General features: G+C 33.2%; 23 protein-coding genes and 1 tRNA gene. 11 read left to right on the top strand and 13 right to left on the bottom strand.

Annotated elements, in window-relative coordinates:
* Positions 1 to 20: 20 nt before the first annotated feature.
* The gene (locus ACZ5CF_RS01405; RefSeq protein ID WP_464579880.1) at positions 21 to 488 is read right to left on the bottom strand and encodes a retropepsin-like aspartic protease; all 468 of its coding nucleotides are present in this window, start codon (positions 486 to 488) and stop codon (positions 21 to 23) included.
* Positions 489 to 544: 56 nt separating this feature from the next.
* Here ACZ5CF_RS01405 and ACZ5CF_RS01400 point away from each other — a divergent pair, with 56 nt between their 5' ends.
* The 9 genes from ACZ5CF_RS01400 (at position 545) to ACZ5CF_RS01360 (ending at position 6872) form a co-directional block, all read left to right on the top strand.
* The gene (locus ACZ5CF_RS01400; protein WP_464580859.1) at positions 545 to 1312 is read left to right on the top strand and encodes a TatD family hydrolase; all 768 of its coding nucleotides are present in this window, start codon (positions 545 to 547) and stop codon (positions 1310 to 1312) included.
* Between the two features lie 57 nt (positions 1313 to 1369).
* Positions 1370 to 2497, top strand: a complete 1128-nt coding sequence (locus tag ACZ5CF_RS01395) for a 1-acyl-sn-glycerol-3-phosphate acyltransferase (RefSeq protein ID WP_464579879.1) — start codon at positions 1370 to 1372, stop codon at positions 2495 to 2497.
* On the top strand, positions 2497 to 3525 hold the full coding sequence (locus ACZ5CF_RS01390) for an asparaginase (protein WP_464579877.1): 1029 nt from the start codon (positions 2497 to 2499) through the stop codon (positions 3523 to 3525). Before ACZ5CF_RS01395 ends, ACZ5CF_RS01390 begins: the two co-directional genes overlap by 1 nt.
* Before the next feature lie 70 nt (positions 3526 to 3595).
* Positions 3596 to 3683, top strand: a tRNA-Ser gene (locus ACZ5CF_RS01385).
* Between the two features lie 78 nt (positions 3684 to 3761).
* Positions 3762 to 4556, top strand: a complete 795-nt coding sequence (locus ACZ5CF_RS01380) for a MotA/TolQ/ExbB proton channel family protein (RefSeq protein WP_464579876.1) — start codon at positions 3762 to 3764, stop codon at positions 4554 to 4556.
* 25 nt (positions 4557 to 4581) lie between these two features.
* Positions 4582 to 4971: a hypothetical protein gene (locus ACZ5CF_RS01375; protein ID WP_464579875.1), complete on the top strand. Its 390-nt coding sequence runs from the start codon at positions 4582 to 4584 to the stop codon at positions 4969 to 4971.
* A 2-nt stretch (positions 4972 to 4973) separates the two neighbouring features.
* On the top strand, positions 4974 to 5585 hold the full coding sequence (locus ACZ5CF_RS01370) for an ExbD/TolR family protein (protein WP_464579874.1): 612 nt from the start codon (positions 4974 to 4976) through the stop codon (positions 5583 to 5585).
* Positions 5586 to 5606: 21 nt separating this feature from the next.
* Entirely contained in the window at positions 5607 to 6095 is a 489-nt protein-coding gene (locus tag ACZ5CF_RS01365; protein ID WP_464579872.1) for an ExbD/TolR family protein, read from the top strand.
* 81 nt (positions 6096 to 6176) lie between these two features.
* Complete coding sequence (locus ACZ5CF_RS01360) at positions 6177 to 6872, top strand: porin family protein (RefSeq protein ID WP_464579871.1); 696 nt, start codon at positions 6177 to 6179, stop codon at positions 6870 to 6872.
* Here the strand turns inward: ACZ5CF_RS01360 and ACZ5CF_RS01355 are convergent.
* The 3 genes from ACZ5CF_RS01355 to ACZ5CF_RS01345 form a co-directional block, all read right to left on the bottom strand.
* The gene (locus tag ACZ5CF_RS01355; RefSeq protein ID WP_464579870.1) at positions 6867 to 7472 is read right to left on the bottom strand and encodes a hypothetical protein; all 606 of its coding nucleotides are present in this window, start codon (positions 7470 to 7472) and stop codon (positions 6867 to 6869) included. The two genes, ACZ5CF_RS01360 and ACZ5CF_RS01355, sit on opposite strands and share 6 nt — an antisense overlap.
* Positions 7473 to 7474: 2 nt before the next feature.
* Entirely contained in the window at positions 7475 to 8935 is a 1461-nt protein-coding gene (gene rpoN / locus ACZ5CF_RS01350; protein WP_464579869.1) for an RNA polymerase factor sigma-54, read from the bottom strand.
* An 83-nt stretch (positions 8936 to 9018) separates the two neighbouring features.
* Entirely contained in the window at positions 9019 to 9345 is a 327-nt protein-coding gene (locus tag ACZ5CF_RS01345) for a hypothetical protein (protein ID WP_464579868.1), read from the bottom strand.
* A gap of 152 nt (positions 9346 to 9497) precedes the next feature.
* Between ACZ5CF_RS01345 and ACZ5CF_RS01340 the strand changes: the two genes are divergently transcribed.
* Both ACZ5CF_RS01340 and ACZ5CF_RS01335 read left to right on the top strand, forming a co-directional pair.
* Positions 9498 to 11189: a helix-turn-helix domain-containing protein gene (locus ACZ5CF_RS01340; RefSeq protein WP_464579867.1), complete on the top strand. Its 1692-nt coding sequence runs from the start codon at positions 9498 to 9500 to the stop codon at positions 11187 to 11189.
* An 83-nt stretch (positions 11190 to 11272) separates the two neighbouring features.
* Complete coding sequence (locus ACZ5CF_RS01335) at positions 11273 to 12976, top strand: helix-turn-helix domain-containing protein (protein ID WP_464579866.1); 1704 nt, start codon at positions 11273 to 11275, stop codon at positions 12974 to 12976.
* 18 nt (positions 12977 to 12994) lie between these two features.
* On the opposite strand, the gene asnS is transcribed toward ACZ5CF_RS01335, so the two are convergent.
* The 9 genes from asnS to rplM all read right to left on the bottom strand — a co-directional run bounded on the left by asnS (position 12995) and on the right by rplM (position 23836).
* Complete coding sequence (gene asnS, locus ACZ5CF_RS01330; protein WP_464579864.1) at positions 12995 to 14431, bottom strand: asparagine--tRNA ligase; 1437 nt, start codon at positions 14429 to 14431, stop codon at positions 12995 to 12997.
* 262 nt (positions 14432 to 14693) lie between these two features.
* Positions 14694 to 17084: an efflux RND transporter permease subunit gene (locus ACZ5CF_RS01325; RefSeq protein WP_464579863.1), complete on the bottom strand. Its 2391-nt coding sequence runs from the start codon at positions 17082 to 17084 to the stop codon at positions 14694 to 14696.
* Between the two features lie 46 nt (positions 17085 to 17130).
* Entirely contained in the window at positions 17131 to 19644 is a 2514-nt protein-coding gene (locus ACZ5CF_RS01320; protein ID WP_464579861.1) for a DUF5686 and carboxypeptidase-like regulatory domain-containing protein, read from the bottom strand.
* A gap of 88 nt (positions 19645 to 19732) precedes the next feature.
* The gene (gene frr / locus ACZ5CF_RS01315; protein WP_464579860.1) at positions 19733 to 20287 is read right to left on the bottom strand and encodes a ribosome recycling factor; all 555 of its coding nucleotides are present in this window, start codon (positions 20285 to 20287) and stop codon (positions 19733 to 19735) included.
* A 41-nt stretch (positions 20288 to 20328) separates the two neighbouring features.
* The gene (pyrH, locus tag ACZ5CF_RS01310; RefSeq protein ID WP_464579858.1) at positions 20329 to 21036 is read right to left on the bottom strand and encodes a UMP kinase; all 708 of its coding nucleotides are present in this window, start codon (positions 21034 to 21036) and stop codon (positions 20329 to 20331) included.
* 148 nt (positions 21037 to 21184) lie between these two features.
* A complete protein-coding gene (gene tsf / locus ACZ5CF_RS01305; protein WP_464579857.1) occupies positions 21185 to 22009 on the bottom strand; it encodes a translation elongation factor Ts in 825 nt (274 codons plus the stop codon).
* 29 nt (positions 22010 to 22038) lie between these two features.
* Positions 22039 to 22833 (bottom strand): 30S ribosomal protein S2, encoded by a 795-nt coding sequence (gene rpsB / locus ACZ5CF_RS01300; protein WP_464579856.1) that lies wholly within the window; start codon positions 22831 to 22833, stop codon positions 22039 to 22041.
* Positions 22834 to 22994: 161 nt separating this feature from the next.
* Complete coding sequence (gene rpsI / locus ACZ5CF_RS01295) at positions 22995 to 23381, bottom strand: 30S ribosomal protein S9 (RefSeq protein WP_464579855.1); 387 nt, start codon at positions 23379 to 23381, stop codon at positions 22995 to 22997.
* A complete protein-coding gene (rplM, locus tag ACZ5CF_RS01290) occupies positions 23381 to 23836 on the bottom strand; it encodes a 50S ribosomal protein L13 (RefSeq protein ID WP_464579854.1) in 456 nt (151 codons plus the stop codon). The genes rpsI and rplM overlap by 1 nt, the downstream gene beginning before the upstream one ends.
* Positions 23837 to 23979 lie beyond the last annotated feature (143 nt).

The following is a 23979-nucleotide window of genomic DNA, read 5'->3' as shown; positions in this document are numbered from 1 at the left end:
TTTTAAGCAAAGAGCGAGGATTAATCCTCGCTTTTTTGTTTTTTACCTTTTGTTTTTAAGTATAAACTTTTGTTAGCATAATCTATAATTGCTTTCCCTTTTTTTAAAACATCGGCACCAATAATACCGTCAACCGGTTCTGCATCATGCTGTGTTAGTGCAGTGTTTACATGAGTTAAATCAAATAAAACAATTTTAAGCTTTTTCTTTTCCCATTTACCAATAGATAAAGTATTCTTTTTTGCTAACAAAGTAGTCATATCTGTAGCGCCGGCACCGGCAGCCTTTATATCTGATTCTTCTGTAATAAGGTTAAATAAAGTTGCCGAATTAAAATCTACACAAGTGCTAGAAGCACCTGTATCTACAATAAAACGCCCGGCAACACCATTTAAAGAAGCCTTAATTTCAAAATGATTTGTTGTTGTGTAACGCAACGGAATTCTAACATATCCTTTCTCTTTTAAAAAAGTTTTTAATGTTTTCATATACAATAGTGCAAAAGCTATTTTTAGCAAATATAACCATTGCCTATTTTTGCAACATGATTTTAACCGATACACACACGCACTTATATACAGAAGCCTTTAATGACGATAGAGACAAGGTTATAAAAGAGGCTATCAAAGAAAATATTACTCGTTTTTTTATTCCGGCTATAGACGCCTCTTATACTAACAGCATGCTACAGCTGCAAGAGCGCTATCCGGACAACGTATATTTAATGGCAGGACTGCATCCAACGCATGTTAAAGAAAATTTTAAAACAGAGCTATTGCATGTAGAAGAGCAGCTAAAAAAGCATAAATATTATGCAATAGGAGAAACCGGAATAGATTTATATTGGGATAAAAGCACACTTGCCTGGCAGCAAGAAGCTTTTGTTTACCAAATACAATTAGCCAAAAAACATAAGCTGCCTGTTGTTATACATTGTAGAGATGCATTTGATGAGATTTTTGAGGTGCTTGAAGGCGAAAAAGACGATGAGCTGTTTGGTATTTTTCATTGTTTTACCGGTAATTTAGAGCAAGCAGAAAGAGCCTTATCATTTAATATGAAATTAGGAATTGGAGGGGTTGTAACTTTTAAAAATGGTAAAATTGATACGTTTTTAAATCAAATACCAATAGAACATATTGTTTTAGAAACAGACGCCCCTTATTTAGCGCCTACACCATACAGAGGAAAACGTAACGAACCTGTTTATTTAAAATTGGTAGCACAAAAAGTAGCCCAGATTTATAACATATCTTTAGATGAGGTTGCTAACATAACTACCGAAAACGCTAAAGCTGTTTTTGGGATTTAAAGTAGAATACTCAGGTAGTTAAAATTAAATTTTGTTCATTTGAAACATAGTAAAGCCATGCCAAAATTATTTGATGATATTAGACCATACCATGATGCCGAAGTTTCTGAGGCTTTAAAAACATATGGTTCTCATCCAATGATAAAGGCATTGTTGCATTTTACGTTTCCGGAAAAAAACTTTTCTGAAATTAAAAAGATTTTAAACGAGTGCCATTCTATTAAAGACTTTCAGACAAAAATTATATATCATTCCGTAAAAAATGTAATCGAAAAAAGCTCTGATGGGTTTACTACATCTGGATTTAATAATCTTGAGCCTAATAAACCCTATTTGTTTATTTCTAATCACAGAGATATAATTTTAGACACCTCTTTGCTTAATGTAGCTTTATTTGAGAACGGTTTGGTAATGACAGCCTCTGCTATTGGCGATAACTTAGTAAAAAAACCTTTCTTATTGGCACTCTCTAAACTCAATAGAAATTTTTTAATAAAAAGAGGGGTGGCCCCTAGAGAAATGCTGCAAAACTCTATCACAGTTTCTAACTACATTAAGCATCTTTTAAAAGAAGAAAACCGTTCTGTTTGGATTGCTCAAAGAGAAGGAAGAACCAAAGATGGTAACGATAAAACACAGCAGGGAGTTTTAAAAATGATTGGTCTTGCATCTGGAAAGCAAGATGTGTTAACATATTTGGCAGAACTCAATATAGTACCTGTAGCTATATCGTATGAATTTGACCCAACCGATATGCTGAAAATGCCTGAACTAATGGCAAAACATTACGATATTGAATATAAAAAAAGTAACAATGAAGACTTTAATACCATATTAAAAGGAGTAATGGGGCAAAAAAAACGAATGCATATTGCGGTAGGGCCGCTACTTAACAATGAGATTTTAGCCTTAAAAGAACAAAACGAAACAGTAAATAAACAGTTGCAATTAGTTGCAAATGTTATAGATAAGCATATACATTCGTTGTATAAATTATGGCCCACTAACTATATAGCGTACGACATGCTCACAAAAACAAACACTTTTAAAGATAAATATACGCTCAAGCAGTTAAGGCAATTTAAAAGACGTATAGCAAAAAGAGTAGAAGATAACAACACCGTAGCATTAGAAAACTTTTTAAAAATGTATGCCAATCCGGTAAAAAATCAACATAAATTATAATGAGCAACAAACCTAAAATACTTTTATTATATACCGGAGGAACCATCGGGATGATAAAAGATTATAATTCTGGTGCATTAAAAGCATTTAACTTTAATAAGTTGCTAAAACGTATTCCGGAGCTTTCACATTTAGATTGTAAAATAGAAACGTTGTCTTTTAATGAGCCAATAGATTCTTCAAATATGAATCCTGACTATTGGATTCAAATAGCTTCGGTTATTGAAGAGCACTATAATTTGTTTGATGGTTTTGTGGTTTTACATGGTAGCGATACCATGAGTTATACGGCTTCTGCTTTGAGCTTTATGTTAGAAAACCTAAGCAAGCCGGTAATTTTTACAGGCTCTCAATTGCCTATTGGAGATTTAAGAACCGATGCAAAAGAAAATTTAATTACAGCCATACAAATTGCAGCTTTACAAGAGCACGGAAAACCGGTTATAAAAGAAGTATGTTTGTATTTTGAGTATAAACTTTATAGAGCAAACAGGACTACTAAAATTAATGCAGAACATTTTGAGGCATTTGCATCACTAAATTATCCGCCATTGGCAGAATCGGGAGTTCACTTAAAAATAAACTACGAGCACCTCTGGAAAAACGAACCCAAAAAACCGTTTGCAGTACATAAAGGGTTAGATAGTAATATTGTAATTGTTAAACTGTTTCCGGGGTTAAACCAAACCGTTTTAAACCAAATACTTACAACACCAAACCTCAAAGCAGTAATTTTAGAAACTTATGGGTCTGGTAACGCTCCAACAAATTCATGGTTTTATAATGAAATAAATAACGCTATTAAAAGAGGGTTGCATATAATTAATGTTACGCAATGCTCCGGAGGAAGCGTTATTATGGGTCAGTATGAAACCAGCACACATTTAAAAGAGCTTAATTTAATTAGCGGAAAAGATATTACCACAGAAGCAGCAGTTGCCAAGTTAATGTACCTTTTAGGAAGAAAAACTCCTACAGAAACCTTTAAAACTATGTTTGAAACCTCGTTAAGAGGCGAAATGCTGTAAATATTAGCATGCAAAATTTGATGTAATAAAAAAAATTTTGTTAATTGCCCCACCCTAAAACTCGACAAACAGAGAGGTGGCCGAGTGGTCTAAGGCGCACGCCTGGAAAGTGTGTATACGGCAAAACCGTATCGAGGGTTCGAATCCCTTCCTCTCTGCTAAGATGTTTTAACGTTTTTGTTGTAAAATTTTTATATATTTAACCCTATTAACTAACTAATTTAAGTTTAAAAGAAATGAAAAGATTATTCTCTATCCTGGCCGTTGCCGGATTGTTTGTTTTGAGTGTAGCAACAGTTAATGCAAAAGACACTATGCCTGTTGTTTCTGAAAACGTATCAGAGTTTGTTGCTTCTGTAGATGCTGCTGTAGCATTACAAGAAGAAGCAGCCGAGGAAAGCAAAGCTTTCCACCAAGTACTTAAAGATCGTTTTATTGAAGGTGGTGCCGGATTTATGGGTATCGTGTTATTATGTTTAATTTTAGGTTTAGCAGTAGCTATAGAAAGAATTATTTTCTTAAACATGGCTACCACAAACACAAAAAAATTAGTGGCTAACGTAGAAGAGGCTCTTAACTCTGGAGGAGTAGAAGCAGCTAAAGAAGTTTGCCGTAACACAAGAGGTCCTGTAGCTTCTATTTTCTACCAAGGTTTAGACAGAGCTAGCGAAGGTGTTGACCACGCAGAAAAAGCTGTTGTTGGATATGGTGGTGTGCAAATGGGACAATTAGAGAAAAACGTTTCTTGGCTTACATTATTTATCGCTATCGCTCCGATGCTTGGATTCATGGGAACGGTAATTGGTATGATTCAAGCATTCGATAAAATTAGTGCAGCCGGTGGATTAGACGCTTCACTTATTGCAGGAGATATTAAGGTAGCGTTATTAACAACAGTGTTTGGTTTGATTGTTGCGATTATTCTTCAAATTTTCTACAACTACATTATCTCTAAAATAGATAGTATAGTAAACGATATGGAAGATGCATCAATCTCACTTATCGATTTATTAGTAGATCGTAAAAAATAAACCAACACAAAGACTTTAAAAGATCATGAATATATTTAGAATATTAGCAATTGCAGTTGGAATCATAGGGATTGTTCTCTGGATTTTACTGCTAGGCTCTGAAGAACCCTATACAGATTATATGTTGCACTTGGGTAAAGGGCTAGTGTGGATTGCTGCAATCTTAACGCTTTTCTTTACCATTAAAAACTTAGTAGCTCATCCAGACAAGCTAAAAAAAGCAATCATAACCATTGTAGCATTTTTAGCAGTTGTTGGTATAGCATACGCTGTAGCCGATGGTACTGCTACAGACCAAGCGTCTGAGTCTGCTTCTAAGTGGGTAGGTACCGGATTATATACATTTTATTTCTTGGTTGTGCTAGCGCTTATAGCAATGGCATGGTCTGGAGTTAAAAAACTAACAAATAAATAATTATGGCGAGAAGATCAGCACCGGAAGTAAATGCCGGTTCAATGGCAGACATTGCGTTCTTACTCTTAATCTTTTTCTTAGTAACAACTACTATAGAAACAGATTCTGGGTTAGACCGTAAGCTACCTCCTCTTGAACCGCCAGATACAGATGTAATTATAAAAAAGAAAAATATATTGCAAGTAATGATTAATAAGAACAATCAGATTTTAGCCGACGATCAGTTGGTGCAGCTGAAAGAGCTTAAACAAATTGCAATAGATTTTCTAGATAATGGTGGCGGTACCGGTGAAGATGCTTGTAGCTATTGTAAGGGTAAAAAAGATCCATCATCTTCAGACAACCCAGACAAAGCTATCATCTCACTGCAAAATGACCGTGAAACCAAATACAGCGCTTATATAGCTGTACAAAATGAGTTGGTTGCTGCCTATAACCATTTGCGTAATAGAGAAGCAAGACGTCTTTTTGGAAGAGACTTTACCGATATGGAGGCTGAATACAATGACCCTAAAACTCCATCTGAGGTAAAAGACGAGCTGAAAGAGAAAATTGAGCGTATTAAGAAAATGTACCCTCAAAAATTATCTGAAGCTGAACCAAAAAGCAATTAACCAATAAACAACATTATAAGTATGTCTAAATTCGCAAAAAAGAAAGATGGCGATATACCTGCAGTAAACACAGCATCATTACCGGATATTGTGTTTATGCTCCTGTTCTTCTTTATGACGGTAACGGTAATGAAAGATAGCTCTCTTATGGTAGAGAACGATCTTCCTTTTGCCGACCAAACACAAAAATTAGATAAGAAGGATAGAGTAATCTATATTTATGCAGGAAAACCATCAGAGCGATATCAAGATACCTATGGTACGGCAGCTAAAATTCAGCTTAACGATAAGTTTGCAGATGTTTCTGATGTTGCAGCTTACGTTTTAGCAGAAAGAGCAAGCAAGCGTCAAGAATTACAAAATGTATTGACAACAGCTCTCAAAGTTGATGATGATACCAACATGGGATTGATATCTGATATAAAACAAGAACTTAGAAAAGTAAATGCGCTCAAAATTAACTACACCACCAGAGAGGGTGATGCTAGTAGAAACTTACAACAGCGCTAACTTTTATTGCATTTCTTTAAAACAAAATAAGCCCTTTGGATTATTCCAAAGGGCTTATTTTTTTAAATTATATTTGCTGTTATGAGAAGCCTTTGTATTGTAATATTACTCTTTGCCACATCAAGCTTTTGCCTAGCTCAAGACTCACTGGTTATGCAATATACACCAGATACACAATATGTAGAAGATCAGTTTTATGTAGGTGTTACATATAACATTTTAGCCAACAGACCGAGTAATGTCTCGCAAAATAGCCTATCATATGGAGTACAGCTTGGTTTTTTAAAAGATATCCCTGTTAATGAAAGAAGAAATTGGGCTTTGGGTCTCGGTGTAGGATATGTGACAGCTTCATACTATAATAATTTAAAAACAACGCCAATTAATAACGGTGTAGAGTATAGTGTAATAGATGGAACGACATCTTTTAGTGTAAATAAAATAGAAACTCATGGTGTTGAATTTCCGCTAGAAATTAGATGGAGAACTTCTACAGCGCAAACCTTTAAGTTTTGGCGTGTTTACACAGGGTTTAAAGTAGGATATTTATTTGCTTACCAATCTAAATATTCCGGCGATGGTGAAGATTTTTCGTTTACTAATGATGATATAGAACGCCTAAGGTATGGTATTACATTAGCAGTGGGCTATAGTACCTGGAATTTTTACACCTATTTTGGATTAAATTCTTTAGTAAAAGATAATACAGCAACTAATTTGAACGAGCCAATCAATTTTTATCCAATAAAAGTGGGCCTACAGTTTTACATACTATAGCCAATAAGTAAAGGTTACAAGTTGCAAAGTGGCTCCTATAAAAAAAGCAATCAAAAGCTCGGTAGTATTATGTGCTTTTAAGTATAATCTTGCTGATGCTACACTTCCTAAAATTAGCACAAAAGTTCCTATTATTAGTGTCATGTTTACCTCAAAATGAATGCTTAATCCTATTAAAAACATTAAAATATTACTGAGGCCTAAAATATGCAGACTTATTTTAGTTTTAAAGAAAGCTAAAATTAAGCTAGCCAAATAAGCTCCTAATAACCCAACAAAAAAGTAATATAACTCTAATGTATAAGAAACCGGAATTATTTGATTTAACACTATGTAAATAAGTATTAAATTAACGCCAATAGGGACTTTTCTTTGATTAACATTACTAATAAAAATATCTGAAACCAACCCCATACTTTTTAAAAGCAAATAAGTTATTATAGGAATAGCTACTGTGAGTATAAGGATAGAAAATAACATTCCGGCTCTAATTTCATCAGGCAAATATTTTGGGCTTACAAAAAAATAAATAAGCGTACCTATTAGCGGTATAAAAATAGGATGAAACAGGTATGATGTAAGTTTTGAGAGTTGTTTCACGTTTAAATTTCTTTTCGTAATCTGGCTACAGGAATCTCTAATTGTTCTCTGTATTTAGCAACGGTTCTACGAGCAATAGGATAACCTTTTTCTTTTAAAATTTGAGCAAGTTTATCGTCTGTTAATGGCTTCTTTTTATCTTCTTCTTGAATAACTGTTTCAAGTATTTTTTTGATTTCTTTTGTAGAAACATCTTCTCCTTGCTCATTTTTAATTGCTTCAGAGAAAAAGTCTTTTATTAATTTAGTACCATAGGGAGTGTCTACATATTTACTGTTGGCTACTCTGGAAACCGTAGACACATCCATTCCAATTTTGTCTGCAATATCTTTTAAAATCATGGGCTTAAGGTTACGCTCATCTCCTGTTAAAAAATAGTCTTTTTGATATTGCATTATAGCATTCATGGTTACCAAAAGAGTTTCTTGACGTTGCTTAATGGCTTCTATAAACCATTTGGCTGCATCTAATTTTTGTTTTATAAATAAAACGGCATCTTTTTGAGATTTAGTTTTTTCTTTAGAAGCTTTATAGCCTTCAAGCATGTTGTTATATTCTTTAGAAACGTGTAACTCGGGAGCGTTACGCCCGTTTAAAGAAAGCTCTAATTCACCATCAACTATCCTAATGGTAAAGTCAGGCACAATATGCTCTACAATTTTATTACTACCGGAATAAGAACCTCCGGGTTTAGGGTTTAAACGTTCAATTTCGTTAACGGCAGCTCTTAATTCTTCTTCAGTAATATTATGCCGTTGTAACAGTTTTTTGTAATGTTTTTTTGAAAACTGCTCGAACGATCGTTCTAAAATTTCGATAGCCAACTTGGTGTTTTCTGTTTGTTCTTTACGCTCTAATTGAATAAGTAAACATTCTTGCAAATTTCTAGCACCAACGCCTGCCGGTTCTAACTCATGAATAACATTTAAAAGTACGTCTCTTACCTGTTCTTCGTCAGCATATACATTTTGCGTAAAAGCCAAATCGTCTACAATATCAGGGATGCTTCTGCGTATGTAACCGCTTTCATCTATACTGCCAACTAAAAACTCGGCTATATCTCTTTCTGTGTCAGAGAGTCTGAATGTGTTTAATTGATTAAGTAAGTGCTGATGAAAAGTTACACCTGCTGCATAGGGTATAGTTTTTTCATCATCATCAGAACTGTAATTATTGCTTTGTGTTCTGTATTCAGGAATCTCATCATCGCTTAAATATTCATCTACATTAATATCTTCGGCTTCAATAGATTCGTTATCGTTAAACTCATCAAAATCTGAAGATAGGTCATCATCTAGGTTTTCTTTTTCCTCTTTACCACTTTCTAAAGCCGGATTTTCTTCTAACTCTTGCTTGAGGCGTTGCTCAAAAGCTTGTGTTGGAAGCTGTATGAGCTTCATTAACTGAATTTGCTGAGGAGAAAGCTTCTGCGATAACTTAAATTGTAATTGCTGTTTTAGCATCAACTATCTTTTATTACAAGTATATAGCAAAAATAAATAAATAGTAGCTAAAACTATATTAAAAAATAAGTAGGGAGTGAGTGTTAGAGTAGTTTTAAAATGTTTTTATTTTTTAAATGTAATCTACCATATGCAACTTTTATATAATATTCTACAGCAACTTCTTTAGGCAGGTTTTTTAAGGCATTATAGGCTTCATTATCTTGTTGTAATAAATTGTAAAATGGCGCCATATATTCCCATGGAAGAACACCAAATGGTAAAATGGTATTATTTAACTGAAAATATAAATCGTCTGTTTTAGGATCTATAAAGAAAAATAACGGACTCTTTTTAGTAGGTGTAGTTAAGATGCAAATTGGGTATTTTTCATACGATTCGTATTCAATGGTAAGCGGAATTACAGTCATGGGGTTAACATTTTGTTAACAGCTAAAGTATCTGAACGGGTTTTACTGTGCAATGTATACCACTCGATATTTATAAATTTGGGGTGTATTTTTAAGAATTTAGACAATAGCTTAAAAAAAACACTAAGTTTGTATTAAGACTTAACTTACAAATGAAAAAACATCTACCAGTAGTAAGTGTACTGCTAATTATATTTACACATTTTACTTTTTCTCAGAATTCTACCAAGATTGTCCCACACGATTCTATTATTAATAAATCTTACGAAGAAATATATGCTTTGTTTAACTCTTACGAAAGTAAGGGAGACATAGAAAAAGCAGCGTTGTATGCAAGGGCGTATTTAGTAAAAGGAAAAAGGGAAAACAATAATTACAGGGTTGCAAATGCGTACTCACAGTTGGTTTATCTGGAAAAAGATAATCATTTAGCATTAAAATATACGGATAGTATTTTAGATTATGTTAAAGGGATTGAAGATAGTATATACCCGGCTTTACCCTATTTACAAAAAGGAATTATATATTATGATTTGAGGGATCATAAAAAATCTTTAGACTATACTTTGAAAGCATATAAATATACACAGCAATATTATAATGAAGAACTTAATTATTATTTATTAGAATTGCTAGAAGGTTTTTACATAGAGCAAGAAGCTTACGATAAATATTTAGAACTAGCAAAGAGCAACCTCGATTTTTATTTAAGAAAAGGAAAAAGTCTTAGGCTAAGCTTAGATATATACTATAATAGTTTGCATAGTGTTTCAAATGCATTTCTTGCATTAAATCAACCAGATTCTGCTCTGCATTATGCTAAAAAAGGTCTTAAAGATTGTTTTAAATTAAATAATCATTTCCCCTGTTACCATTTAATGTCAATTGTTGGTCAGGCTGAATATAAAAAAAATAATTTTAGAGCTTCAGAAGAGATTATAAATTCAGTTATTTCAAAACTAGAAGGGAGACCCTTAGGTATTTTATACTACTATAAAGCCAAAATATTTAAAGAGCTTAAGCAGCCAGATAGCATGGTTTATTATTTAAAAAAATCTGATTCTGTAATTGAAGCATCAAACGATCCTTTTAATGAATTACTGGATGGATATAAAGAACTAATAACGTACTACAAAAACAAAAACAACAAGCAAGAACAGTTAAAATACATTAATAAGTATATTTATTTAGATAGTTTATTAGATAGCAACAAACAGTTTTTAGATAAAAAAATACGAGAAGATTACGAGATTCCTAAAATGCTAAAAGAAAAGGAGCAAATTATAGCATCTTTAAAAGTACAACAACAATCAGTACTATTAAAATACATTTTAATTGTTGTTTTGTTATTATTTAGTATTGCAGCTTTATATACCTATTACAAGAAAACACTATATAAAAAAAGGTTTAATGAATTTTTAGCTAAACAGAGTAAAAAGGAAATTACAGAAAGAAATAAAATAACCAAAAATGCTTTGCCGGATATTCCTGAAGAAAAAATTAATGCAATATTAAATGATTTAGAAAAATTTGAGCAGAACAAAGAATATTTAAATAAAATCTCCTTAGCTACTCTTGCTAAAATGTTAAATACAAATTCTTCGTACCTCTCTAAAATAATTAACACATATAAAGAGAAATCATTTTCTCAGTATATTAATGATTTAAGAGTAACCTACGTAATAAACAGATTGCAAAATGACGCTACATTTAGATTGTATTCTGTTAAAGCAATAGCAGAAGAAGCCGGTTATAACAATGTAGAATCTTTTTCTAAAGCTTTCTTTAAAAAAACTGGAGTTTATCCTTCATATTTCATTAAAAAAATAAACGAACAGCTTTAAATTATACAAGTTACAAAGTTGATTTTTTACGTCTTTTTTAGCTATTTTGTTGTAGGTTTATAAACTAATATAACGAGCGTAAAATGGCTAAAATAGTAAAGGTTTTATGTATTTTATTATTACTTATTTATACTAAAACCAGTGGCCAAAATATTAAACACTTAAATTCAGATTCACTTATCTTTAAATCATATAGCGAGCTGCATGATGATTATAAAAAAGCACTATATAGTGGGGTTGATGGTATTATATATTTAAAGGTTTATTTAGCAAAAGCTAAAAGTGAAAAAGATAGTTTACGCATTTCTAAAGCTTTTAAAGCTATTGTTAATCATACGCTAATATCTAATCAAACTCGTGAAGGATATAACAGAGCTTTACAATATTCAGACAGTTTAATTGCTTTTTCTAAATCTTTAAAGCCAAATTCTCTATGGGTGTTAGGATATTCTTTAAAAGCATATACTTATTACCAATTAGCTGACTATCAAAAGACTTTTGATTTGTTGAAAATTACGGATAGTTTAGCTAAAGAAATTAACAACAAAGAGATTATAGATTGGTGTAATGATTTGTTATTAGCATTATATAATGAAACAGGAAATTATAATGAAGCTATAAAAGCCTATAAGGCAAACTTAGCTTCATTAAAACTAGAAAACACTAAATCTGAAGAAGCAATCACAGACAAATTGTTAAATCTATCAAACTTAACCGCTTTATACTTAGCTATTGGCAAGGTAGATTCTGCCAAAATCTATTTAAAAGAGGGCTATTCATCAAGCATTAATTATAACAACGAAGAGTATTATCATGACTTTTTAAAACATTGGGGAAAAACTTTTTATTTAGAAAAGCAATATAACAAAGCATTAGACAGCTTAAATAAGGCACTACCCTTTTTTACAGGTAGAAACCTGGGTGTTAGTTATTACTACAAAGCTAAAACACATGATGCTTTAGGAGCCATAGATAGTGCAGTTATATATATACAAAAAGCAGATTCTATTTTTGAAAACACTAAAGATCCTTTTGATGAACTTTTAGACGGATACCAATATTTAATTAAACATTACAAACAAAAAAACGATGTAGAAAACCAATTAAAGTACATTAATAAATACATTCACTTAGATAGTATTTTAGAAAACAACAGCAATTACCTATCAGATAAAATAAACAAGAACTATGTAATACCTAAGCTTTTAAAAGAAAAAGAAGAAATTATAGGAAGACTTAAAACCAATAGGGAGCAAGCCATACAACTAAAGTTTTTTTTACTTGCTTTACTAGGTATTGCTGTTGTTTTGTTTGTAATAAATTTATGGAAACAACAAACATATAAAAAGCGTTTTAAAGTTTTAATGGAAGAAGCAAAAGTCACAAAACAGCAACCAACAGTTACCAGAACTATTAGCACCATTCCGGATAAAGTTGTTAAAGAGGTGCTTAGTAAGCTGGATAAATTTGAAAAAGACAAAAAGTTTTTAGAGCCTTTGACTTTAGCTGATGTTGCACAATATTTAGATACTAATACCTCTTATCTGTCTAAAATAATTAATACCTATAAGCAAAAAAAGTTTAATCAGTATTTAAATGATTTGCGAGTAGAGTATGCTGTAGAACGTTTAAAAGAAGATGAGATTTTTAGAATGTATTCTATAAAGGCTATAGCTCAAGAAATTGGGTTTAGTAGTGCAGAATCTTTTTCTAAAGCATTTAATGCTAAAACAGGAATTTACCCATCATACTTTATAAAGCAGCTAAAAAATAAAAAAGCCTCTTAAATAGAGGCCTTATACTTTTTAAAATTCTGCATTTTGTGGTGTTCTCGGGAACGGTATTACATCTCTAATATTTCCCATTCCGGTTGCAAATTGTACTAAACGCTCAAAACCTAATCCGAAGCCACTATGTACAGCAGTACCAAACTTTCTAAGCTCTAAATACCACCAAAGCTCTTTTTCATCAATACCCAGGTCTGTGATTTTTTGTTGTAGTACATCTAGGCGTTCTTCACGTTGAGAGCCCCCAACAATCTCTCCAATCCCCGGGAATAACACATCCATTGCACGTACCGTTTTACCGTCTTCGTTTAAGCGCATGTAAAACGCTTTAATTTTGGCTGGATAATCAAATAAAATTACAGGACATTTAAAGTGCTTCTCAACAAGATAACGCTCGTGTTCACTTTGTAAATCGGCTCCCCATTCATTAATTAAATACTGAAACTTTTTCTTTTTGTTTGGCTTACTGTTTTTTAAAATTTCTATAGCTTCTGTATAGCTTACACGCTTAAAATTATTGTCTACAACAAAGCGTATTTTTTCAATCAAGCCCATTTCGCTTCGTTGCTGTTGAGGTTTTGTTTTCTCTTCGTCTGCAAAACGTTTATCTAAAAACGTTAAATCATCTTTACAATTATCTAAAATATATTGCAGAACGTATTTTATAAAATCTTCGGCCAAATCCATATTTCCGGCTAAATCTAAAAAGGCCACCTCCGGTTCTATCATCCAGAATTCTGCAAGATGTCTTGAGGTATTAGAATTTTCTGCTCTAAAGGTTGGGCCGAATGTATATACTTTGCCAAGCCCCATAGCATAAGCTTCTGCTTCTAATTGTCCGGAAACAGTTAGATTGGTTTCTTTACCAAAAAAATCTTCTTTAAAATTAACAGAGCCGTCATCATTTAGCGGAGGGTTTTTGGCATCTAAAGTTGTAACTCTAAACATTTCTCCTGCTCCTTCAGCATCACTACCGGTTATAATAGGAGTGTTTACATAATAGAAACCATTTTGCTGAAAATATTGATGAACTGCAAAAGCCAGTGCAGAACGAACACGCATAACTGCACTAAACGTATTAGTACGAACACGTAAATGCGCTTTCTCTCTTAAAAACTCTAATGAATGTTTTTTGGGCTGAATAGGATATACCTCCGGGTCTGCTTCACCTAAAATTTCTATTTCTTTTACTTGAATCTCTACTTTCTGGCCTTTTCCTTGACTTTCAACCAATGTTCCTTGTACATGTAAGGCAGCTCCTGTATTTATTTTTTTTAAAAAAGCTTCATCAAATTGCTCAAAATCTACTACACATTGAATGTTGTGTATTGTAGATCCATCGTTTAAAGCTATAAATCGGTTGCTTCTAAATGTTTTTACCCAACCTTTTACAGCTACTTCTTGTAATAATAAAGCCTGATCTGTTAATATACTTTTAACTGAATGTGTGTTCATTTTTTTGCATTGATTATAGCGTGGCAAAGATAGTTTTTTTGCTATAAAATAGGGTGTTTTACAGCGTGTAATGATTTAAAAATTGAAAGGGGAAAAAACCCCTGTTTTAGCTTTTTTATGTTTTGTACATTTGGTACAGCTATTAATCAATTTAAGTGTTCTTATAAAATAGAAAACTTAGAAAAGTAGGTTTGGGGGAACCGAAGTCTGTTTGGAATGTAATGTTCCGGCAGACTTTTTTCTTTTTCCCTTTTACCCAAGATTATTTTTTAGCGCTACTATCTTCTGTTAAAATATTAAAATGCGGCTTTTTAAGCACCTTTTTATTAGCAATGCTTCGTTCTAAAGAAAGTAGTAATGCAGGTAAAAGTAACAAGTTAGCCAACATTGCAAATAATAGTGTTGCAGAAACTAATGCTCCAAGTGCAACGGTACCCCCAAAGCTTGATATAATAAATACCGAAAAGCCAAAAAATAGCACAATAGAGGTGTAAAACATACTAACCCCTGTTTCTTTTAAAGCAGCATAAACAGAGCGTCTTATTTTCCAGTTATTTGCTTGTAACTCTTGACGATATTTTGCCAAAAAGTGAATGGTGTCATCTACCGATATACCAAAGGCAATACTAAAAACAAGAATAGTAGATGGTTTTATAGGAACTCCAACAAAGCCCATTAAACCAGCTGTTACCAAGAGCGGTAATAGGTTGGGAATTAACGATATAACAATCATTCTGAACGACCTAAACATATAGGCCATAAAAATAGAGATAAGTCCAATTGCTAATGTTAATGATAGCACAAGGTTTTTTACTAAATATTTAGTGCCTTTTAAAAAAACAAGTGCTTTACCGGTCATAGAAACATCATACCTATCTTCCGGGAAAACTTTTTTAATAGTAGTATATAAATCGTCTTCTATAGCCTCCATTCTATCAGTACCAACATCTTTCATAAATGTTGTAATTCGTGCAATTTGCCCTGTAGAATCTACAAAGCTTTGAAGCAAGTTTACATTATTTGAAGATTTTTTAGCATACGATAAAATAAAGCTGTTTTCTTGCGATGTGGGAAGTTGATAGTATTTAGGATTGCCATTGTAATAGGCTTGCTTAGAGTATTTAACCAAACTTACAACAGATAGCGGTTTTGCCAGCTCAGGTATTTCGGCAATAAGTATTTCAAGCTCATTCATCCTTCTTAAAGTAGGAAGCTTCATTACACCGTTCTTACGTTTGGTATCTACCATTATTTCTAAAGGCATAATGCCGTTAAATTCTTCTTCAAAAAACCTAATATCATTAAAAAATGCAGCTTTTTTTGGCATATCTTCTATTAGGCTTCCAGAGATTTTAATCTGGTAAATACCAATAATACTAGCAATTAAAGCAATTAAAGAAACAATATAAACAGCTATTCTGTGATGCCTAACACTATTTTCCATCCATTTAACAAACTTGCTAATCCACTTTTTATTTAAGTGTTTTAGGTGTTTGTATTTTGGTAAAGCCATGAAGCTGTAAACTATTGGAATTATTAGTAGAGAGAGTATAAAAATCATGATAATGTTGAGCGATGCAACAATACCAAACTCTTTAAGTAGTTTACTCTCTGTAATAATAAAAGTTGCAAAACCGGCAGCAGTGGTAACATTGGTCATTAAAGTAGCATTGCCAATTTTAGAAATTACTCGCTGTAATGATTTTGCTTGATTACCGTGCTTCTTTACTTCTTGTTGATATTTATTAATTAAAAAGATACAGTTAGGTATGCCAATTACAATAATTAACGGAGGGATTAAGGCTGTTAAAACGGTAATTTCGTATTTTAATAACCCTAAAACACCAAGCGCCCACATTACTCCTATAATCACAACCATCATAGAGATTAGAGTGGCTCTAAACGACCTAAAAAAGAAGAAGAAAATACATGAGGTTACCAGCAATGCAACAAGAACAAATAAGCCAATTTCATCTATAATTGTTTGTGCATTAAGTGTTCTAACATAGGGCATTCCAGATACATGAACATCTATACCGGTTTCAGCTTCAAAGCGTTCAATTAGGGGCACTAAATCGTTAAAAACAAAGTCTTTTCTAACAGCAGTATTTACAATTTCTTTGTCTAAATATACAGCCGTTCTGAGTGTTTGGGTTTCTTTATTATATAGCAAGCTTTCGTAAAAAGGAAGTTGGTTAAAAAGCTTCTCTTTTAACTTAGCTACATCAGTATTAGTTTGGGGAGCGGTTTTTATAAAGGGTTTAAGTACAAATTCTTGTTTGGAGGTATCTTTTACTAATTCTTGTAAATTATCTGTAGATACAACAATGGTAACCTCCGGAAAGGCATTAAACTGTTTACTTAATTTGTTCCAGGCATTAAAGTTTTGTGCACTAAAAATAGCGGTGTCTTTTACCGCAAGAATAATTAGGTTGCCTTCTTCGCCAAAAATATCTAAAAACTTGTTGTATTCTTGATTAACCGGATGATCGTCTGGCAACAAATTGGCTTCGGTGTAGGTAAAACGCATGTTTTTCCATTGTGTGCCAAAAAACACAGTTATACCGGCTATAATAACAAGTATTAAAATTCTGTTTCTTAAAATTAATCGTGCTACAGTTGCCCAAAATCCTGTACTAAACCAAGTTGCCATGCCTAATTTTTAGTGCCGCAAAGGTAACAATTAGCTTAGAGTTACACTAAAATCCTAAGGTAAAATAGAAGGTAAACTTAAACGATATATTATCGTCAAATTTTGGTAAATGGTAAGCTCCGTGCCTATACATTGCACTTAAACCAAAGCCTTTAAAAATTTTATTAAGCTCTAAACCACTTTCCATATAACCTTTATTAAGTGAGTTAAATGTTAAGCCAATGTGCTTATTGATGTTTTTTATATCTCCTAATGCATATCTAGAAATAAGAGATAGTTGCGGACTAATTTTTTGGGAAATTTTAAAAGGTTTTAAAGTGTGTTTTATTTGAAGTGTTAAAAGCCTGTCAGCATAGAACTCATTAAAATACATGGTTTCAAAACTACTTCTTCCGGCAATAGAAAACCGTTGTAATAAGGCATCTTTATTGGGCTGGTTTGGTGAAGCATGTAGCAAGTGTGTTAATGGCGCATTTCCTAACACCAATCCGCCGGTAGCTAAAAAGCTGGTAACATGTTTTTTACCAATAGGTTTAATTTCATGCTGTACTCGAGCAAAAAGTTTGGTAAAAGAAAAATCAGAATTAAAAACCGATTCAAAATATTGTGAAGCCTGCAAGCTAATTTGCGGGTATCCGTTAGCGATTAGTTGTTTTCCGTGCCTGTTAAGCAAGTATGAGTTGTTGGGTGTAAACGCTATACCAATTGTTGCCGATGTTAAGTTATAGCTTATAAATGAGTTTCCGTTGTGTAAATAAGCATAGTTAAATGCCGGAATTACTTCGCTTCTTTCTAATTGTAATTTTGCATGAGCTTTGGCTGTTAAATCGTGCTCAATAAATGCACTTACAGCTCTAGATTTGTAAAACTGTGAGATGTTAAATAGTCTTGGCTCAAACAATGAAAATTTTCTAGAATCTGTAATTACAGGTGTGCTAGAGGCTTCAATTAAATCATCATGATAGTGTATACCCATCCAAGTGGTAGTTTCTTTATTTAATCTAGCAGCAGCACCAACACCAAACTTAAATTTCCCGTCTTTTGTGCCATAAACACCATAACCGTTAAGTTTGTAAATAGGAGAGAAGTTAGCATTGGTAATAACACCCAAACCTAATCTGAAGCCTTCGTAATTGTTATATTTTATAAAATTTCGGGCATCTATATCTACATATTTTGTAGGGATGTATCCCCTAAGTAATTTTTTAGCTAAATTTATTTTGCTTTCTATTTTTTCTTTCTCAGCAATACTGTCTAGAATAGTGTAGGTTTTTTGACCTCTTTTGCTTAAGCTGTCTTTACGGTAATTGTTCCAAAAATCTTGGTCTTTATTATGCGCATAATCATCAATTGTAATAGCCAGCCCATTATGTTTAATGTTTACCGGAATGTTAAACAAAATGTTGTAATTGTATTCTCTTGAAATGAGATGAATTAAATCTGAAGCATCTTTATCGTTATTTGTTGTTGCTGTAGAATCTGAAGAACCACTAAATTTTACAGCTCCTCCAAAAAGCGAAACCGGATTGTTGCTTTCTCCCTTTCTAATGGAGACCTCTTTATAGGTTGGAAACCAAATTTTTTCTGAAGGTTGATAACTAAATTCTTGAGTTGCTTTTACATCTATAACTCCTTTTAGCTGAGCTATAGCTTTTTGGATTGCATAAGAAAGCGTGTCTATATATAGCACCCCTTGCAAACCGGCAATATTGCGCTCTTTTTTAGGATAAAAATATATCATAAAAGCCGGTCTGTCTGTTAAATTTACTGTATCTAAAATTTTATATTGATAAGTGTTTGGGCCTCTTTTAGCAATTGGGTTTATATATTTAGTCCCGAAAAGCGTATAAGTATTATTATAAAATGAAAGTGATTGTAATTGAATTGATAAAATCTCGTAAATAGGTTCTTTAAACCCTGCCATTCTGGTGGCTAAAACACGTTCTTGTTGACCTTTTTGCTTGGAATAAGAAAGTTCGGCAATTTTTTCTGTTATGTATAAATGAGATTTTTCTAATTGCTTTTTTAACTTATAATTACTGGAGTCTAACCGTACAAGAGTTTTCTTGTTACCTTGTTTTTTAAAAATAGAATCGATACCGGCATTTATAGAGTCTGGATTTGCAGTAACCAATAGTTTAGAATAAGATGTAAGCTTATAACTGTTTAGTGCTTTTTCCGGATTGTTTTTAGGTTTATTATTTATAGCTTTTTTAATAATTTCAAGCGCCGGATTGTAGTTTCCGTAGAGTGTTACTCCTGATAGTTTTTCTATATTTTCATTGAGAGTTACCGTGTAAAAATTTTTGTTAGGATTTACTGTTACGGTTACAGGATTGTAACCAACATACGATACTGTAAACCAATCAAAGTCATTATCGGTTTGCAACACAAAATTACCATCCATATCAGAAATAGTGCCTTTGTTGGTGTTGGTAACAATATTTGCAAATGGAAGTGGTTTGTTTGTTGCGTCATCTTTAATAACACCGGTAATTTGTTTTTGTGCCCATAGGGTAGAGACAGAGAGTATAAAAAAAACAAGAAGTATAAATCTCATTTATGTAAATGCTATATAATACAATGTTACAAAAAAATAAAGCGGCTAAATATTTGCCGCTTTATTTTTAATATGCTTTTAACAGAAATTAAACAGTCATGATTTCTTTTTCTTTTACAACTAAAATATCATCAATTTTTTTAATGTAAGCATCTGTTAGTTCCTGAACATCTGCCATTGCATTTTTTTGTAAATCTTCAGAGATGTCTAATTTTTTAATGTCTTTGTTAGCATCTTGGCGTGCATTTCTAACACTAATTTTTGCTTCTTCTGCTTCGCCTTTGGCTTGCTTTACTAACTGTAACCTACGTTCTTCTGTTAACGGAGGAACATTAATAATAACCATTTCTCCGTTATTCATAGGTGTAAAGCCTAAATTAGCAATCATTATAGCACGCTCAATTTCTTGAAGCATAGATTTTTCCCAAGGTTGTATAGAAATGGTTCTACCATCTGGGGTGTTAATGTTGGCAACTTGGCTAAGCGGTGTCATAGAACCATAATATTCTACCATAACGCTACCAACCATAGACGGAGATGCTTTTCCGGCACGAATATTTACAAGCTCTTTTTCTAAGTGTTTAATAGCTTGATCCATGCTTTCTTTAGCGGTGTCCATTATAAAATCAATCTCTTCGTTCATAGTTTATATGCTTTAGTACTGTATTGTTACTTTTTTTACAACTATAAATTTACAGTAGTTCCAATGTTTTCTCCAGAAACTACTTTTAATAAATTGCCTTTGGTGTTCATATCAAACACAACTATTGGGAGCTCGTTTTCTTGGCTTAGTGTAAAAGCAGTAGTATCCATTACTTTTAAACCTTTGCGTAATACATCATCAAAAGTAATCCTGTCAAACTTCACAGCATCTCTATTCTTCTCAGGATCATCTGTATAAATACCATCTACTCTAGTTCCTTTTAAAATTACATCGGCTCCTATTTCTATAGCTCTTAAAACGGCTGCAGAATCTGTTGTAAAATAAGGGTTTCCGGTACCACCGCCAAAAATTACAACACGTCCTTTTTCTAAATGCCTAATAGCGCGACGTCTAATAAAAGGTTCTGCAACTTCATTTATTTTGATGGCAGATTGCAATCTAGTTTGAACACCTTGGTCTTCTAATGCACTTTGTAAGGCTAAACCATTAATTACGGTAGCTAACATTCCCATGTGGTCTCCTTGTACTCTGTCCATACCATTGCTTGCTCCGGCTACTCCTCTAAAAATGTTACCGCCTCCAATTACAATGGCTACTTGAACTCCTTTATCTACTACTTGTTTAATTTCTTCGGCATATTGAGAAAGACGCTTGGGATCTATACCGTATTGTTTATCACCCATTAAGGCTTCACCACTTAATTTTAAAAGTATTCTTTTGTAGTGCATGTTGTGTTGCTGGGGTTAGTTAAAATGTTATTTTTTTAAATTTTATTGCTGCAAAAATAATGAAAAATAGCTTTGTTTGAACGAGTTAGAAATTATGGTATAAAAAAACCGCTTCATTTACGAAGCGGTTTTTTTTAAAATTGTTTGCTTAATCAAGCGCAACACGCTCAAACGCTACAACTTGTAAATCCGGATTTACAGATTTTACATAAGCAGCAACGCTAACTTTAGAGTCTTTAATAAAGTCTTGATTAACTAAGGTATTATCCTTGAAGAAACGTTTTAATTTACCTTGAGCAATTTTATCTAACATTTCTTCCGGCTTACCTTCTGCACGAAGTTGCTCTTTAGCAATTTCAATTTCTTTATCTATTGTAGCTTGATCTACAGCTTCTTCATTTAACGCAACAGGATTCATTGCAGCAGCTTGCATAGCTACATCTTTAGCAACGGTCTCAGCACCTTCTACATTTGCTGATAAACCAACTAAAGTAGCAATTTTGTTACCGGCGTGAATGTAAGAACCTACAAAAGGAGCTTGTAATTTTTTAAAAGCTCCAATCTCTATTTTCTCGCCAATTACACCTGTTTGCTCTAATAACTTTTCTTCTACGGTGATACCGTTAAAGTCTGCAGCTAAGAACGATTCTTTAGTGTCGTGGTTTAGTGCAATTTCTGCAAGCTCGTTAGCTAAACTAACAAAGCCTTCGTTTTTAGCAACAAAGTCAGTTTCGCAGTTAAGAGAAACAATTGCACCAACAGTTTTATCTGCATTTACTTTGGCAATTACAGCACCTTCGCTTGAGTCTCTGTCGGCTCTCTTAGCGGCTACTTTTTGCCCTTTTTTTCGTAATATTTCAATAGCTTTATCGAAATCACCATCTGCTTCAACCAATGCCTTTTTACAATCCATCATACCGGCACCGGTAGCTTTTCTTAATTTATTTACATCTGAGGCTGTAATAGTTGCCATCTTTATATTCTCCTTTTTTTAGTGAATAATTATTTTTTTTCTTCGGTTACTTCAGCTTCTTTTTTAGCCTTAGTTTCTTTTTCTTTAGCAGCTTTTTTCTCTTCTTTTTGAGCTTTTTCTGCTTCTCTTTCTGCTTTTCTTTCAGAAAGTCCTTCGGCTATAGCTTCTGTAACGTACGATAATACTTTTTCTATAGATTTAGAAGCATCATCGTTTGCAGGGATAACGTAGTCTACCTCTCTCGGATCAGAGTTGGTATCTACCATTGCAAATATTGGAATGTTTAATTTTTGAGCTTCTTTAACAGCTATGTGCTCACGCATGGTGTCTACAATAAATAAGGCACCTGGAAGGCGAGTCATATCGGCTATAGAACCTAAGTTTTTTTCAAGCTTAGCTCGTAAACGATCTATTTGTAGTTTTTCTTTTTTAGAAAGCGTATCAAACGTACCATCTTTTTTCATCTTGTCTATAGCAGCCATTTTTTTAACTGCTTTTCTGATGGTAACAAAGTTAGTAAGCATACCTCCGGGCCAACGCTCTGTGATGTATGGCATGTTTACGCTTCCTGCTTTTTCTGCAACAATGTCTTTTGCTTGTTTTTTGGTAGCTACAAAAAGGATTTTTCTACCTGAAGCTGCAATTTTTTTAAGAGCTTGGTTAGCGTCTTCAATTTTAGCAGCTGTTTTGTAAAGGTTTATAACATGAATTCCGTTGCGCTCCATGTAGATGTACGGAGCCATGTTCGGATTCCATTTTCTTGTTAGGTGACCAAAATGTACACCTGCTTCTAATAATTCTTTTACTTCAATTTTGCTTGCCATTTTCGTAATAGTTTACGTTCCGTTGAAGTTAGCAATGCTGAAGTGGTCACGTTAATCGATCGCCTTCACCATTTGGATGCTAAACTAATTTCCGGGCTTTATACCGGACAACGGCAACTGGTTTTTTTAATAAAATAATGAACAAATGTTGTAACGCAACATTAACGTTTAGAGAACTGGAATTTCTTACGCGCTTTCTTTTGTCCGTATTTCTTGCGCTCTACCATTCTTGGATCTCTGGTTAATAACCCTTCTGGTTTTAAAGTAGCTCTGTACTCTGAGTCTACTTCGCAAAGAGCTCTAGAGATTGCTAATCTAACAGCTTCTGCCTGACCAGTGATTCCACCTCCGTACACGTTTACTTTAATATCAAAGTTTTCAGCATTATCAGTTAAGTTTAATGGCTGTAAAACTTTGTAACGTAACGTATCGGTAGGGAAGTAGTTTTCAAATTCTCTTTTGTTGATTGTGATGTTTCCTTTTCCTTTAGAAACATAAACACGAGCAACTGCAGTTTTTCTTCTGCCAATTTTGTGAATTACTTCCATTACTTAAGATCGTTTAAATTAATAGTGGTAGGTTTTTGTGCCTCGTGGTTGTGAGTTGCACCTACGTACACTTTTAGGTTACGGAATAACTGAGCTCCTAATTTGTTTTTAGGAAGCATTCCTTTAACTGATTTTTCTACTAAACGCTTCGGATCTAAGTCATAAAGTTCCTTAGCGGTTCTAACTCTCTGACCCCCTGGATAGCCGGTGTAACGAATGTACTTTTTATCGTCCCACTTGTTACCGGTTAAGTTGATTTTTTCTGCATTAATAACAATTACGTTATCGCCGCAATCAACGTGTGGGGTGTAATTAGGCTTGTATTTACCTCTAAGCAGCTTAGCTACTTTAGACGCCATACGCCCTAAAGTCTGTCCTTCAGCATCAACAACTACCCACTGTTTGTTTACAGTAGCTTTGTTTGCCGAAATTGTCTTGTAGCTTAATGTATCCACACTAACTGTTTTTTAATAATTAAACATTCCATTCCCATCCCGACATCTATCGGGAAACGGGGTGCAAATGTACAACTATAAATTGTAAATACAAATAGCAGTATACTAATATTTTAAGGGAGTCTTATTGTGTTGGTGTAATA

Source organism: Lutaonella thermophila (assembly GCF_055387725.1).
This window is presented reverse-complemented; position numbering and strand designations above follow the sequence as displayed.